Origin of the sequence: Bradyrhizobium sp. B120 (assembly GCF_049075665.1) — a bacterium.
Classification (GTDB): Bacteria; Pseudomonadota; Alphaproteobacteria; order Rhizobiales; family Xanthobacteraceae; genus Bradyrhizobium.
Genome location: NZ_CP185242.1, coordinates 8,955,960 through 8,969,551, shown reverse-complemented (window position 1 = coordinate 8,969,551; position 13,592 = coordinate 8,955,960). Strand labels below are relative to the sequence as shown.

The window sequence follows — 13,592 nt, the reverse complement described above, 5'->3', positions numbered from 1 at the left end:
CCTGAGGGGCGAAAGCGCCGGTAAAGGTCCGGTTGGATTAGCAAAAACGCCCTTCGGAAAGCAACGGAGACAGTTTGCATGACAAATAATGGGAAACGCGTGGCCTGGGTCACCGGCGGCGGCACCGGAATCGGTGAATCCGGGGCGGAATTCCTGGCTGCGGACGGCTGGACGGTGGTGATCTCCGGCCGCCGCAAGGAAGAGCTCGACCGCGTGGTGGCCAGCATCACGAAAAAGGGCGGCAAGGTCGAGGCGATCCCGCTTGATGTCAGCAACAAGGCCGACGTCAACAAGGCCGCCGAGGCGATCGTCGGCAAGCACGGCCGCATTGACCTCCTGGTCAACAGCGCCGGCATCAATGTGCCGAAGCGCAGCTGGGCCGACATGGAGCTGGAAGGCTGGGACAAGCTGGTCGAGGTCAACCTCAACGGCGTGCTCTACTGCATGCGCGCGGTGCTGCCGACCATGCGCAAGCAGCAGGACGGCTGCATCATCAATGTCGCCTCCTGGGCGGGCCGGCACGTCTCGAAGATGCCGGGCCCGGCCTACACCACGACCAAGCACGCGGTGCTGGCACTGACCCATTCCTTCAACATGGACGAATGCGTCAATGGGCTGCGCGCCTGCTGCCTGTCGCCGGGCGAGGTGGCAACCCCGATCCTGAAGCAGCGGCCGGTGGTGCCGAGCGAAGCCGAGCAGGCCAGGATGCTGCAGCCCGAGGATTGCGGCCGCACCATCGCCTTCGTCGCCAGTATGCCGGCGCGGGTCTGCATGAACGAGATCCTGATCAGCCCGACGCATAATCGCGGATTTATTCAGACGCCGACGAACCGGGATTAGGCACAACTCTCTCAGCGGGTCGTCCCTGCCCAGTGCGCAATTGCGCACAGGCGCAGGGACCCATAACCACCGATGTTGGTTGTCGGCAAAGCCACAGCCTTCGCAAACCGACCATTCGTGGTTATGGGTCCCGGCTCGCGCGCAGCCTGTCATCGGGCGGCGCTTCGCGCCGACCCGTTGGCTTGGCCAGGACGACGGCGTGGACGGTTACCCCATCCGCGATCCACCTCACTCGCTGATCTCGTTCAGCTCCTTGCCGGAATGCTCGGGCACGAACAGGTACACGCCGATCGCCATCGCGATCATCAGCACGGGGATGCACAGGAACGACAGCGCGAACGAGCCGGTGTGCTGCTGGAGCGCGATCGAGACGAACGGGAACAGCACGAAGCCGACGAAATAGGCGATCGCCCAGACCACGCCGTTGGCGGCGCCGCGAATCCGGGTCGGGAAGATTTCCGCTGTCAGCGTCGTGCTCGGGCCCCAGAAGCCGAGGAAACCGAGACACCAGGCGAGCCCGAATGCCCATAGCAGGACGCGGTCCTCGGAATAGACCCAGAGCGTCATGAAGATCGCGCCCTCGATCAGGGTCACGATGAAGGTGCGGCGGCGGCCGATCTTGTCGATCAGCCAGCCGACCAGGCACAGGCCAAGGAAGCCGCACAGGCCGTAGAACACGTAGAACAGGCTGTATTCGGCGGTCGACCAATGTTTCTCGGTCGAGAGGTAAAGCGGCATCCAGGCGCCGACCGTGCCGTAGATGCAGGTGCTGGCGCAGGCCACGAACAGCGCCACCAATGTCGAAGGCAGCACGTCGGGCATGAACACCTGGCGGATGCCGACCGACTTGGCCTTGCCGAACCAGGCGCTGTCATCGCCGCTGACGGTGCCGCCGCGCGCCAGCGTCTCCGAGATGCGCCGCTTGCGATCCTGCGAACGCACCCAATAGGGCGATTCCGGGCAGGTGGAGCGGATATAGATCGCGAGCAGCGCGATCACGCCGGGCACCATCACGGCGATGCGCCAGCCGTAATTGGCGGCAACCAGCCCGGTGATCGCGCCGGCGAGCGTGGCGCCGAGGCACCAGGCCGAACGCGTGATGCTGATGACGCGGCCGCGCAGCCGGGCCGGCCAGGTCTCCGCCACCAGCATCGAGCCGAGCGACCATTCGCCGTTGAGCGCGAAGAACAACAGCGAGCGCGCGATCACGAAGACCGTGAAGGTCGGCGACAGCGCTGCGACCGGCATCAGGAGCGAGAACAGCGCAATGTTGACCGCAAGCAGCGTGCGGCGGCCGTAGCGATCGGCGAGCCACGGCCAGAAGTAAAGGCCGGCGATGCCGACGAACAGCGCGATCTGCATGCCGGAGCGATATTCCGGCAGGCTCAGCTGGAATTCCTTGATCACCATCGGCGAGATCAGCGCGAAGATGACGCCGTCCATGCCGTCAAAGCCCCAGCCGAGCGCGTTGGCGGTGGCGATATGCCAATGGGTTTTCGTGATCTCCGTGGTGCCTGCGACCGCGCGGTAGTTGGCGAACTGCAGATGCTTCTGCTCGAGCGGGCCGATGTCGCTGCTGGCATCGTTCGCCGCAGGCGTGGCGTGACCATCAGCCGTGATGCTGCTCATGATTGCTTCTCCCCACTACCGCCCGTTGTGAAGTTGCGCCGCAATCTCAGGCTGACCCAATCGGGCAAGGGCGGCAAGCAAATTGCTCGCGGCAGCGCACCCGTCCATTCCGCTGAGTGGAATGGTTGGCAGGATGCGCAAAGCGCCGCGTATACGGAGCGCGCTCCAGACGGTTTCAGGAATCACAAAGAGTTATTTCCGGAAACCGCCCGGAAAACCTCCCGTAGCTCAGGCCAACGACGACGCGCACCAATCAACACGCGCCGTTGTTGCCCCTTCATCGCCGGCGGAGAACGAGCCGGCCGGATTACCCATCGGGAGACGAACCATGTCGAAGCGTATTGCCTATCTCGCTGCCGCCGCCTTCAGCGCGCTCGCGATCACTGCCACTGTCGTGGCGCCGGTCCGTGCCGAGGAAAAGACCGTGATGGTCGGCGGCGCCGCGATGTTCCCGTCCAAGAACATCGTCCAGAACGCCGTCAATTCGAAGGACCACACCACCCTCGTCGCCGCGGTGAAGGCCGCCGGCCTGGTCGACACGCTGGAAGGCAAGGGCCCGTTCACGGTGTTCGCGCCGACCAACGCCGCGTTCGGCAAGCTGCCGGCCGGAACCGTCGACAATCTGGTCAAGCCCGAGAACAAGGCGACGCTGACCAAGATCCTCACCTACCATGTGGTGCCGGGCAAGCTCGAGGCCTCCGACCTCACCGACGGCAAGAAGCTGAAGACCGCCGAGGGCGAGGAACTGACCGTCAAGAAGCAGGACGGCAAGGTCTGGATCGTCGATGCCAAGGGCGGCACCTCGATGGTGACGATCTCCAATGTCAACCAGTCGAACGGCGTCATCCATGTGGTCGACACCGTGCTGATGCCGGCGTCGTAACACCCGGCGGCCCGATTTAGTCCCGGAACGCCTTCCGAAATAGCGAGCCGGAGCCTCGCCCCGGCTCGCATTTTTGTGACCAGATGAAGTGGCGTATATCGAACTGATGATGCGCACCCCTGTAACGGAACGCCGGTTCCCGGCGTATAAGCCGGTAACGACCACGAGCAGAGACATTCCATGACGAGCCTTGCCGTCAGCGACCACCAGGCAGAGACCGCGGCGCCCACGAAGGTGATCCAGCCGGTCTGGGTGCGGATGGTGCACTGGATCAACGCATTCGCGATGATCCTGATGATCATGTCCGGCTGGCAGATCTACAATGCCTCGCCGCTGTTCGGCTTCACCTTCTCGCGGAACATCACGCTGGGCGGCTGGCTCGGCGGCGCGCTGCTCTGGCACTTCGCCGCGATGTGGCTGTTGATGGTCAACGGCCTGGTCTATCTGGCGCTCGGTTTCGCCACCGGCCGCTTCCGCAAGAAGCTGCTGCCGATCACCCCCGGCGGCGTGATCGCCGATACCAAGGCGGCGCTGACCTTCAAGCTGTCGCATGACGATCTCAGCAAATACAATTCGGTGCAGAAGCTGCTCTATACCGGCATCATCACCGTCGGCATCGTCATCGTGCTGTCCGGTCTGTCGATGTGGAAGCCGGTGCAATTGCATTGGCTGGTATCGTTGTTCGGCGGCTACGACATCGCCCGCTATGTCCACTTCACCTGCATGGCGCTGATCGTCGCCTTCCTGGTGATCCATGTCGCGCTCGCGTTGCTGGTGCCGAAGAGCCTGCGCGCCATGATCATCGGGCGCTGAGGGAGGGTGTGATGGGTCGTCTCAGAAAACTCCTGATCCCCGGTGTCGACAAGCAGCTGCTGGTGCGCGATGCGGTGAAGACGATGCCGGAGCTGACGCGCCGCCGCTTCATCACGGCGGGGACCAGCCTCGGTGCGCTGACGCTGCTGACGGGCTGCGACGTGGTCGATTCGTCGTCGGCGGAGGAACTGCTGAAGAAGGTCTCGAAGTTCAACGACGCGGTGCAGGCCTGGATGTTCAATCCGGATGCACTGGCGCCGACCTTCCCCGAGAGCATGATCACCAAGCCGTTCCCGTTCAATGCCTATTACGATCTCGACGATGCGCCGGAGATCGCAGGCGCGGACTGGAAGCTCGAGGTGCGCGGGCTGGTCGAGAACAAGAAGTCGTGGACGCTCGACGAATTGTACAAGCTGCCGCAGGTCAAGCAGGTGACGCGCCACATCTGCGTCGAAGGCTGGAGCGCGATCGGCAGCTGGACCGGCACGCCCTTGCGCGATTTCCTCAAGCTGGTCGGCGCCGACACGCGCGCCAAGTATGTCTGGTTCCAGTGCGCCGACAAGGACGGCTACAATTCGCCTTTGGACATGCGCACGGCGCTGCATCCGCAGACCCAGATGACGTTCAAATTCGGCGACGCGATCCTGCCGCGCGCCTACGGCTTCCCGATGAAGATCCGGGTGCCGACCAAGCTCGGTTTCAAGAACCCGAAATACGTGCTCTCGATGGAAGTCACCAACGACTACAAGGGCGGCTACTGGGAAGACCAGGGCTACAACTCGTTCAGCGGGAGCTGACGCTCTCCCCTCGTCATTCCGGGATGCGCCGAAGGCGCAGGCCCGGAATCCATTTGGCCGCATGTGCTGCGTCACGATGGATTCCGGGCTCTCGCTTCGCGAGCCCCGGAATGACGAGTCTTTTCAAGGCCCCACCTTCCTCTGAAACGCCGACAGCACCGCCCCCAGCGCCAGCATCGCGGCCGAGACGTTCAGCGCAAATGACAGGCTGCCGACGGCGTCGGTGATGGCGCCGACCACGATCGGGCCGAGCGTCTGGCCGATGCCGAAGGCGATGGTCATCGCCGCAATCGCGGTCGGCCAGGCTTCCGGCGGGTAGTTGAGACGCACGAAGGCGGTGGTCGAGCCGACCACCGCGAAGAACGCGACGCCGAACACCAGCGCCGAGATTGCGAGCAGCAGCGGCGAATGCCCGAAGATCGGCAGAGCCGCGCCGAGTGCGTTGACGCCGAGGATGATGGTGGTGGCGAGCCCGCCGCGGTCGAGCGCCAAAACCCGCCGCCAGACCCATGGCGTCACGAATGCACTGACGCCGATCAGGCTCCAGAACGCGCTCTGTGCACCCGCGCCGCCGCCGCCGTCGCGGACATAGGCGATCATGAAGGTCATGTAGGCGATGTAGCCGGCGCCGAACAGGAAATAGGCGGTGAGGTAGATCAGGACCGGCATCACAGCGAATTTGGTCCGCACGATGCCGCCGGCGGCAGTATTGGCGTGCAATGGCGCAAGCAGCAGCGGCACGGTCATGATCGCGGAGAGCAAGGTCATCGCCCACCACACGATCCACCACGAGCCGGCGCCAAAACCCTGCAGCACGAACGGCGCGATCAGGCCGGATGCCAGGATGCCGACGCCCGGCCCGGCGTAGAACAGGCTGAGCAGGAAGTTGGCGCGTTCCGGTCGCGATTGCGCGATGGTTGCCGCCAGCGCGCCGCCGCCGACGAAGCCGATCGCGGCGGCGAAGCCGACCAGCAGGCGGGCGAAGCTCAGCACGGCGAAATTGCCGGAGAGGGCGCACAGCGCCAGCGACAGCGCGCAAGCCACCGTCGACCAGCGCACCGATGCGGCGAGCCCGAAGCGCTGGATCAGGCGCGAGGCGAACAGCGCGCCGACCAGGTAGCCGGCAGCATTGATCGTGTTCATGAAGCCGGCGGCCGAATAGGACCAGGCCAGCTGCTCGCGCATGTCGGGCAGCACCAGCGAATAGGCGAAACGGCCGATGCCGAGACCGACCGTCGGTGCGAGCGACAAAATAAGGATCAGCCGCGCGGGATGCGGATAGGACGGGGAGGGGGCTCTCACGATTTACTCCGGCAATGCGCCCATTGTGGCAGGCCGTGCCGGTCCTGCCCAGCGCCGCGGGCAGCAACACTGTCTTGCGTATCGGGCAATCAGGCGATCAGGACCAGCGCGACGCCGGCGACGGTCAGTAGCGTTCCGGCGACGATCCGCGCGGTGATCTCGACATGCTTGAGCATGACAGCGCTCAGCGCCACGGTCACCAGCGGGTAGATCGCAGCGAGCGGCGCCACCAGCGTGATCGGGCCGTTGCGGACCGCGGCGAACAGGCTGAGCGCGCTGAGCCCGTTGCTGATCCCGGTCAGCGTGAACCAGAACCGGCCGTCGCGCGGCGCCTGCACCATGAAGCTGCCCTTGCGGATGCGCTGGACCGTCAGCACCACGATTGACGACATGATGTAGCCGATCAGGCAGGCCCATAGCGGGCTCGGCCAGATCGCCAGCCCGAGCTTGGCGATCGGCGGCACGATGCCGCGCACGAGCGCGCTTGCGAGCGGCAGCAGCAGGGCCCAGCTGCGCCAATGACCGAGGTCGCGGGGCCGGGTCACGGTGATGATCGCGGCGCCGGCCACCGCGACGACAAGGCCGATCAGCTGCTGCGGCTCGAGCGGCTCATGCAGCAGCACCACGGCGGCGGCGACCGCAAACAGCGGCGCCAGATTGCCCAATGTCGAGGTGATGACCGGTCCGAGCGCCCGGTTCGAGGCGAAGGTCAAGAGCGTCAGCGAGGCCGGGAAGAACAGGCCGATCGCCATGAAGATCGGCAGGCCGCGCCAGACCACCGGCTCGCCATGCAGGATCAGCGGCGACAGCACCAGGAACAGCAGAGTGAAGGACGGCACGCTGATCGCGGCGCCCGACAGCGGCTCGACGGTACGCAGGCCAAGCTGCGCCAGCACGACGCCGGCGCCGAGGAAAATGGCCGAGGCGAAGGCATAGATAATGGCTGCGGTCATGAGGTCCGTCTTGTTGGCTTCTTTTGGGGCGCGGTTGGCTCTTTGCGGGCCATTTTGGCCCTGCTCGGGGTGCCTTGCCAATCCGCCCGAGGCGTTTTAGCACTCCGGCCGGATTTTCCTCCGCTCGTCATGCCCGGGCTCGACCCGGGCATCCATCCATCTTCAAGGGCTTCTTCGAAGCGGGATGGATTGCCGGGTAATCCGTGCGGGGACGCGCTTCGCGCTCTTGCCCGGCAATGACGACAAACAGCTACCTAGAGGTAACGACCATGGCGACCCATAAACTGCTGCTTCTCCCCGGCGACGGCATCGGCCCCGAAGTGATGGCCGAGGTCCAGCGCGTGATCGACTGGCTGAATGCGCAGGGCATCGCGAAGTTCGAGACCGAGCAGGGCCTGGTCGGCGGCTCGGCCTATGACGCGCACAAGGTGTCGATCTCCGAAGGCGACATGGCCAAGGCCAATGCGGCCGATGCCGTGATCTTCGGTGCGGTCGGTGGTCCCAAGTGGGACAGCGTGCCCTACGAAGTGCGCCCGGAGGCCGGCCTGCTGCGGCTGCGCAAGGATCTCGGCCTGTTCGCCAATCTGCGTCCGGCGGTGTGCTATCCGGCGCTGGCGGATGCCTCGAGCCTCAAGCGCGAGGTGGTCGAGGGCCTCGACATCATGATCGTGCGCGAGCTCACCGGCGGCGTCTATTTCGGCGAGCCGAAGACCATCACCGATCTCGGCAACGGCCAGAAGCGCGCGGTCGACACCCAGGTCTACGACACCTTCGAGATCGAGCGGATCGGCCGCGTCGCCTTCGATCTGGCGCGCAAGCGCAAGAACAAGGTGACGTCGATGGAAAAGCGCAACGTCATGAAGTCGGGCGTGCTCTGGAACGAGGTCATGACCCAGGTGCATGCGCGCGAATACAAGGATGTCATGCTTGAGCACCAGCTCGCCGATTCCGGCGGCATGAACCTCGTCAAGACGCCGAAGCAGTTCGACGTCATCGTGACCGACAATCTGTTCGGCGACATGCTGTCCGACATCGCGGCGATGCTCACGGGCTCGCTCGGCCTGCTGCCGTCGGCCTCGCTCGGCAAGGAGGACGCCAAGACCAAGGAGCGCAAGGCATTGTATGAGCCGGTGCACGGCTCGGCGCCCGACATCGCAGGCAAGGGCCTCGCCAATCCGATCGCGATGATCGCCTCGTTCGGCATGGCGCTGCGCTATTCCTTCGGCATGGGCGATCTCGCCGACAAGGTCGATGCCGCGATCGCCGCCGTGCTCGCCAGCGGATTGCGCACCGCCGACATCAAGTCGGCCGGCACCACGTCCGTCAGCACGGCGCAGATGGGCGAGGCGATCCTGACGGAATTGCAGAAGCTGCACGCGTAAGGGTTATGCGGTCATTTCGGGGCGACGAGGTCTGTCCCGGAATGACAACACCAGGATGGAAAATGCCGGGCTACACCGGCATTTTCCCTTAACGGGGTGACTTGGAGGGCGATGCGTGCGTGTCGTCGGTATTGCCGTTGCATCAGTCTTGTTCGCGCATCCTGCTCTTGCGATCGACTGTACGGCTGCAAGCAGCGCCGCAGAAAAGGCGATCTGCTCAGACCCCGAAGCACGCAGCGCCGACGAGGCGCTTGGAAAGACATATCGTCAACTGCGCAACTCGTTGCCCGCCAACGCAGCGGCTGTCTTGCTGCGTTCTCAGACGGAATGGATTCAATCACGAGACGCGGTCTGCGCCAGTCCCAACGCAGTCAGGCCCTTGCCCGCGTGCCTTGCTGTGCAATCCCGGGAAAGACAGGGGTATCTGGATGGAAGGCCGCGCGCCGGCGATGTCTCGGACCGCTTGTTCCGATGGGTTTTCATCTCCCGGCCGGCGAAGAACGGTTCGGCCGACCTTGCTATCAGCGCTATCGAATTCGTCGGCGCCGGCGATTGGCAATCGCCACTGAACGCGGCGATCGACAACGCAGTGAAGAGGGCAATTCTCGACGCCGAGGCGGGAAAGGATAACCCGGGGCCTCATGACAACTATGAGGTCAGCCTTGAGATCGATCTTCCCTACGCGTCCTCGCGGCTGGTTTCGGTGCACGTGACCAGCGAAATCTATCTCGGGCAGGCGCACCCGGATTCGGGCTCCTACAACATCAACCTCGACAGGATGCTGAACCGGCAACTGAAGTTCGACGATCTGCTCGACGAAGCCAACGCAAGGCCTGTTTTCGAATTCTGCCGATCGGAGGTCGCGAAGCAGAAAAAGGAGCGATCGGATGACGTGGATCACTGGAAGGACGACGTCGAACTGACGCAAGTCAGCGAGAATTCAAAGGACCTGAAGTCCTGGAGTTTCGACGCCACGGCAGCCGTCATCGACTACGGCTCCTACGGCTTCGGAGGGTACGGGCAATGCATGTGCAGCTGCACTATTCCGTACTCGATGCTGCGTCCGATCGTGAAAAAGGACTTTCCGCTTCCCTAGCGGCCGGCACATCGCAGACGTTGCCTCAGCAATAAAAAACGCCCGGCCGGAGCCGGGCATTTTCGTGTCGGCTGTTCGCCGAAATTCTCAGTACAGCGGGAAATTCCGCGGATAGCCGCCGAGGTCGGCCGGCGGGCTGAGCGGCTGGCGGTCGATCGGACGGTTGTTGTTCTCGCGCGCGAACGACGGGTAGCCGACATCCGGCGGGTAGGCGTAGTCGTTGAACTTGCGGTCGCCGGGCAGCACTTCGGTGCCGGCGTCGAGCCACGAGCGCGTGGTGACGTAAACGCGGGTGCGCGGACCCTGCTGATAGACGCGGTTCGGACCCTGCGCGCCGTAGTAGCGGCGGCCGTCACGGTCATATTGCTCTTGCTGCTTGCGCTTGCTCGGGGTCTGCTGCGCGCTGGCCGCGGTCATGCCGAACGCGGTTGCGGTGACGGCAGCCGCGGCAAGCAACACCACGAGCTTGTTCGCGGCAGGGAATTTCAAGGTCATCGCATCCTCGTCATTACGGCCCCCCTGGGGGGCTGGCGCGTCCGCCAAAATCACTCGGAACACATTGTAGCCATGGAGGGTGGGGCGTCACTAGGTCAATTGCGCCACACCATCAGAGATAATGCGTGTCCAAGCGCAAAAGTTTCATGAAAACCAGTGCCTTGCCACGGTCTCGCCATCAAAGCGCGCCGCGCAGAAGCGGGTTCTCGCTGCCCATCACCCAGTCGGCCGACAAAGCGGGCGGGCCGGAGGTAATGCAGTCGGTGCGCCGCAGCTCGGCATGCGCGAACAGCGCGGCGAGCCGCGGGTCGTTGCCCGCGGCCAGCAGGGTCAGCCGGTTCAGCATGCAAATGATCGCGGCGCGCTGGGCCGGCAGGCTGGCGCCCTGGCAGGTCCAGCCCGAGATGCGCAGATCGGGCGCGTCGGCCTGTTTGAGGAAGCCGAGGCAGGCGCGGCTGCCGTCCTGTCGCGCCGGACGCAGCAGGGTGACGCCGCCGAACTTGCTGTCGACGATGCCGGCGGCCTCGAGCTCGCGGACACCGCCCGGGTCGAGCCGCGCGGCAACCTCTGTGACCGCGGGCCCCATGGCCTCGCCGCCGGGGCGGTAGATCTCCAGCTCGGCTGCCGGCGCGCCATTGGCATCGGTCCAGCGGAAGACGTCCTTGCGGCCGCCTTCGGGATGCCGGAGGATTTCGTAAGCCTCTGTTTTGTCTCGGGGATCGAGCCCGCTGATGGCAAAAGCCGGTGCCGAGCGGACCGCCATGCTCCAGCCTGCGGCAGGAGGTGCTGCCATCGCGGTTGCTTCCGGCAGTTGCTTCCATAGATAGGTGCCGAGGGCGGCGAACAGCGCGAGCACGGCGACATAGGCGAACAGCCGGGAGAACGTGGCGTACACCTCGTCGACGAAGCTCGTCAGGTCAGACGGATTTCTCGTATGATGGGGCGCGGCCGGATCGGCCCGAAATAAACGCATCAAAACGCTCAAATGCTACGCAACGTTGTCTTGACGGGGTTTCTCGCATAGAAGCGCTGCCTCTTCCCTTTCCGCAGCTTGCGGGGGAACGGGCATTTTTCGTCGGAGAGTGAACGATGGGTTACAAAGTCGCGGTGGTCGGAGCGACCGGCAATGTCGGGCGCGAAATGCTCAACATTCTCGACGAGCGCAAATTCCCCGCCGACGAGGTCGTCGTGCTGGCCTCGCGCCGCAGCGTTGGCGTCGAGGTCTCCTATGGCGACCGCACGCTGAAGGTGAAGGCGCTCGAGCACTATGACTTCTCCGATGTCGACATCTGCCTGATGTCGGCCGGCGGTTCGGTCTCCAAGGAATGGTCGCCCAGGATCGGCGCCGCCGGCGCGGTCGTGATCGACAATTCCTCGGCCTGGCGCATGGACCCCGACGTGCCGCTGATCGTGCCGGAGGTGAACGCCGATGCGGCCGCCGGCTTCACCAAGAAGAACATCATCGCCAACCCGAACTGCTCGACCGCGCAGCTCGTCGTGGCGCTGAAGCCGCTGCACGACAAGGCGACGATCACGCGCGTCGTGGTCGCGACCTATCAATCGGTGTCGGGCGCCGGCAAGGATGCGATGGACGAGCTGTTCTCGCAGACCAAGGCCGTCTACACCAATGACGAGCTGATCAATAAGAAGTTTCCGAAGCGCATCGCCTTCAACATCATTCCGCAGATCGACGTCTTCATGGAAGACGGCTACACCAAGGAAGAGTGGAAGATGATGGCGGAGACCAAGAAGATCCTTGATCCCAAGATCAAGCTGACCGCGACCTGCGTGCGCGTGCCGGTCTTCGTCAGCCACTCCGAGGCTGTGAACGTCGAGTTCGCCAACCCGATCACGGCGGACGAGGCGCGCAACATCCTGCGCAATGCGCCGGGCTGCCTCGTGATCGACAAGCACGAGCCCGGCGGCTACGTCACGCCTTATGAGGCGGCCGGCGAGGACGCGACCTATATCAGCCGCATCCGCGAGGATGCGACGGTGGAGAACGGCCTGTCGTTCTGGTGCGTGTCGGACAATCTGCGCAAGGGTGCGGCGCTGAACGCGATCCAGATCGCGGAAGTCCTGATCAACCGCAAGCTGATCACCGCGAAGAAGAAAGCGGCCTAAAGGCGGGGACCAACGGGGGGCGCAACCATGTCGGAACAGCTGGCTCCCACCCCATCGAGCCCCCCGACGCCGCGCATCATGCGCGGCTTCGAATATGTGCTGTTCAACAGCCGCTGGCTGATGGCGCCGTTCTATGTCGGCCTGGTGGTGGCGCTTGCGGTGCTGCTGCTGAAATTCGCGCGCATGCTGTGGGAGTTCGTCCTGCATGCGTCCGGCTACAAATCGACGGAAGTCATCCTCGACGCGCTGGCGCTGATCGACGTCACGCTGGTCGCCAACCTCATTCTGATCGTGGTGTTTTCCGGCTACGAGAACTTCGTCTCGCGCATCGACACGTCGGGCAACCCGAACTGGCCGATCTGGATCACCAAGATCGATTTTGCCGGGCTGAAGCAGAAGCTGCTGGCGTCGATCGTCGCGATCTCCGCGATCCACGTGCTGGAAGCGTTCCTGAACATCGATGCCGCGTTCGACGCGACGCGGATGACCTGGCTCGTCGCCGTGCACCTGGTGTTCGTGATCTCAGCGCTGTTGCTTGCGCTCTCCGATCGCTGGGGCGGCTATCACGGTGATGAGTAGCCGATAGCGCCTACGCGCCGGCCTTCATTGCATCGGCGACGCTGATGAATTCCTTCGCGACCCGGTCGAGCACGAACAGCGAGCCCTCGGCGACGCCGAAATAGGCGCCGTGCAATTGCATCTCGCCGCTCTCGACCCGCTCGCGCACGAACGGGAACGTCATCAGGTTCTCCAGCGAGCGGAACACCGCGGCCTTCTCGATGCGGGTGACGAAGTCCTGCATGCTTTCATGGTCGCGCTGCTCGACGATCTCGCCGGGCTTGATGAACATCTGCATCCATTTGCCGATGAAGTCGCCGGGCGTGAGCGGCTTGATCTTGTCGACGAAGGCGCGGATGCCGCCGCACTGGGCATGGCCCAGCACCACGATGTTCTTCACCTTCAGCACGGTCACGGCATATTCCAGCGCGGCCGAGACGCCGTGGGCATTGCTGTCGGGCTGATAGACCGGAACCAGATTGGCGATGTTGCGGACCACGAACAACTCGCCGGGGCCGGCATCGAAGATCACTTCCGGCGAGACGCGGGAATCGCAGCAACCGATCACCATGGTCTCGGGAAACTGGCCGCGCTCGGACAGGTCCCGGTATCGCGACTGTTCAGTCGGCAACCGCTGGGTCGCGAAGGTCCGGTAGCCGTCGATCAACTGCTTCGGAAAGGAATTCATGGCCTCTGGCTAACCACATGCCGGTGACAGGA

At 64.2% G+C, this 13,592-nt stretch carries 14 protein-coding genes; 8 read left to right on the top strand and 6 right to left on the bottom strand.

All coding sequences use genetic code 11. From position 1 onward, the window contains the following. Positions 1–78 precede the first annotated feature (78 nt). On the top strand, positions 79–840 hold the full coding sequence (locus tag ACOIX3_RS41580) for an SDR family oxidoreductase (protein ID WP_420967734.1): 762 nt from the start codon (positions 79–81) through the stop codon (positions 838–840). A 228-nt stretch (positions 841–1,068) separates the two neighbouring features. Here ACOIX3_RS41580 and ACOIX3_RS41575 read toward each other — a convergent pair whose 3' ends face one another. Beyond that, a complete protein-coding gene (locus ACOIX3_RS41575; RefSeq protein ID WP_420967733.1) occupies positions 1,069–2,469 on the bottom strand; it encodes an MFS transporter in 1,401 nt (466 codons plus the stop codon). A gap of 328 nt (positions 2,470–2,797) precedes the next feature. Here ACOIX3_RS41575 and ACOIX3_RS41570 point away from each other — a divergent pair, with 328 nt between their 5' ends. The 3 genes from ACOIX3_RS41570 to ACOIX3_RS41560 all read left to right on the top strand — a co-directional run bounded on the left by ACOIX3_RS41570 (position 2,798) and on the right by ACOIX3_RS41560 (position 4,962). Continuing rightward, complete coding sequence (locus ACOIX3_RS41570; protein WP_420967732.1) at positions 2,798–3,352, top strand: fasciclin domain-containing protein; 555 nt, start codon at positions 2,798–2,800, stop codon at positions 3,350–3,352. 180 nt (positions 3,353–3,532) lie between these two features. Then, the gene (locus tag ACOIX3_RS41565) at positions 3,533–4,165 is read left to right on the top strand and encodes a cytochrome b/b6 domain-containing protein (RefSeq protein ID WP_420967731.1); all 633 of its coding nucleotides are present in this window, start codon (positions 3,533–3,535) and stop codon (positions 4,163–4,165) included. 11 nt (positions 4,166–4,176) lie between these two features. After that, positions 4,177–4,962, top strand: coding sequence for a molybdopterin-binding protein (locus tag ACOIX3_RS41560; RefSeq protein WP_420967730.1), 786 nt, complete (start codon positions 4,177–4,179; stop codon positions 4,960–4,962). A 123-nt stretch (positions 4,963–5,085) separates the two neighbouring features. Here the strand turns inward: ACOIX3_RS41560 and ACOIX3_RS41555 are convergent, their stop codons facing one another. Together ACOIX3_RS41555 and ACOIX3_RS41550 are read right to left on the bottom strand one after the other, a co-directional pair. Then, entirely contained in the window at positions 5,086–6,264 is a 1,179-nt protein-coding gene (locus ACOIX3_RS41555; protein WP_420967729.1) for a YbfB/YjiJ family MFS transporter, read from the bottom strand. Positions 6,265–6,353: 89 nt separating this feature from the next. Continuing rightward, a complete protein-coding gene (locus ACOIX3_RS41550) occupies positions 6,354–7,217 on the bottom strand; it encodes an EamA family transporter (protein WP_420967728.1) in 864 nt (287 codons plus the stop codon). A gap of 269 nt (positions 7,218–7,486) precedes the next feature. Here ACOIX3_RS41550 and leuB point away from each other — a divergent pair, with 269 nt between their 5' ends. Both leuB and ACOIX3_RS41540 read left to right on the top strand, forming a co-directional pair. Continuing rightward, entirely contained in the window at positions 7,487–8,599 is a 1,113-nt protein-coding gene (gene leuB / locus ACOIX3_RS41545) for a 3-isopropylmalate dehydrogenase (protein WP_420967727.1), read from the top strand. Between the two features lie 115 nt (positions 8,600–8,714). Beyond that, entirely contained in the window at positions 8,715–9,695 is a 981-nt protein-coding gene (locus ACOIX3_RS41540; protein ID WP_420967726.1) for a lysozyme inhibitor LprI family protein, read from the top strand. Positions 9,696–9,782: 87 nt separating this feature from the next. On the opposite strand, the gene ACOIX3_RS41535 is transcribed toward ACOIX3_RS41540, so the two are convergent. Both ACOIX3_RS41535 and ACOIX3_RS41530 read right to left on the bottom strand, forming a co-directional pair. Beyond that, on the bottom strand, positions 9,783–10,190 hold the full coding sequence (locus ACOIX3_RS41535) for a hypothetical protein (RefSeq protein WP_050402523.1): 408 nt from the start codon (positions 10,188–10,190) through the stop codon (positions 9,783–9,785). 178 nt (positions 10,191–10,368) lie between these two features. Further along, complete coding sequence (locus ACOIX3_RS41530; protein ID WP_420967725.1) at positions 10,369–11,163, bottom strand: hypothetical protein; 795 nt, start codon at positions 11,161–11,163, stop codon at positions 10,369–10,371. 116 nt (positions 11,164–11,279) lie between these two features. On the opposite strand from ACOIX3_RS41530, the gene ACOIX3_RS41525 reads away from it, so the two are divergent. Both ACOIX3_RS41525 and ACOIX3_RS41520 read left to right on the top strand, forming a co-directional pair. After that, a complete protein-coding gene (locus ACOIX3_RS41525; protein ID WP_092121443.1) occupies positions 11,280–12,314 on the top strand; it encodes an aspartate-semialdehyde dehydrogenase in 1,035 nt (344 codons plus the stop codon). A gap of 27 nt (positions 12,315–12,341) precedes the next feature. Beyond that, positions 12,342–12,893 (top strand): TIGR00645 family protein, encoded by a 552-nt coding sequence (locus tag ACOIX3_RS41520; protein WP_050402526.1) that lies wholly within the window; start codon positions 12,342–12,344, stop codon positions 12,891–12,893. Between the two features lie 10 nt (positions 12,894–12,903). Here ACOIX3_RS41520 and ACOIX3_RS41515 read toward each other — a convergent pair whose 3' ends face one another. Further along, a complete protein-coding gene (locus ACOIX3_RS41515; protein ID WP_092121449.1) occupies positions 12,904–13,560 on the bottom strand; it encodes a carbonic anhydrase in 657 nt (218 codons plus the stop codon). Positions 13,561–13,592 lie beyond the last annotated feature (32 nt).

Coding starts and splice junctions, on each gene's coding strand:
- ACOIX3_RS41580 (WP_420967734.1), top strand. CDS start 79: ATGACAAATAATGGGAAACGCGTGGCCTGGGTCACCGGCGGCGGCACC.
- ACOIX3_RS41575 (WP_420967733.1), bottom strand. CDS start 2,469: ATGAGCAGCATCACGGCTGATGGTCACGCCACGCCTGCGGCGAACGAT.
- ACOIX3_RS41570 (WP_420967732.1), top strand. CDS start 2,798: ATGTCGAAGCGTATTGCCTATCTCGCTGCCGCCGCCTTCAGCGCGCTC.
- ACOIX3_RS41565 (WP_420967731.1), top strand. CDS start 3,533: ATGACGAGCCTTGCCGTCAGCGACCACCAGGCAGAGACCGCGGCGCCC.
- ACOIX3_RS41560 (WP_420967730.1), top strand. CDS start 4,177: ATGGGTCGTCTCAGAAAACTCCTGATCCCCGGTGTCGACAAGCAGCTG.
- ACOIX3_RS41550 (WP_420967728.1), bottom strand. CDS start 7,217: ATGACCGCAGCCATTATCTATGCCTTCGCCTCGGCCATTTTCCTCGGC.
- leuB (WP_420967727.1), top strand. CDS start 7,487: ATGGCGACCCATAAACTGCTGCTTCTCCCCGGCGACGGCATCGGCCCC.
- ACOIX3_RS41535 (WP_050402523.1), bottom strand. CDS start 10,190: ATGACCTTGAAATTCCCTGCCGCGAACAAGCTCGTGGTGTTGCTTGCC.
- ACOIX3_RS41530 (WP_420967725.1), bottom strand. CDS start 11,163: ATGCGTTTATTTCGGGCCGATCCGGCCGCGCCCCATCATACGAGAAAT.
- ACOIX3_RS41525 (WP_092121443.1), top strand. CDS start 11,280: ATGGGTTACAAAGTCGCGGTGGTCGGAGCGACCGGCAATGTCGGGCGC.
- ACOIX3_RS41520 (WP_050402526.1), top strand. CDS start 12,342: ATGTCGGAACAGCTGGCTCCCACCCCATCGAGCCCCCCGACGCCGCGC.
- ACOIX3_RS41515 (WP_092121449.1), bottom strand. CDS start 13,560: ATGAATTCCTTTCCGAAGCAGTTGATCGACGGCTACCGGACCTTCGCG.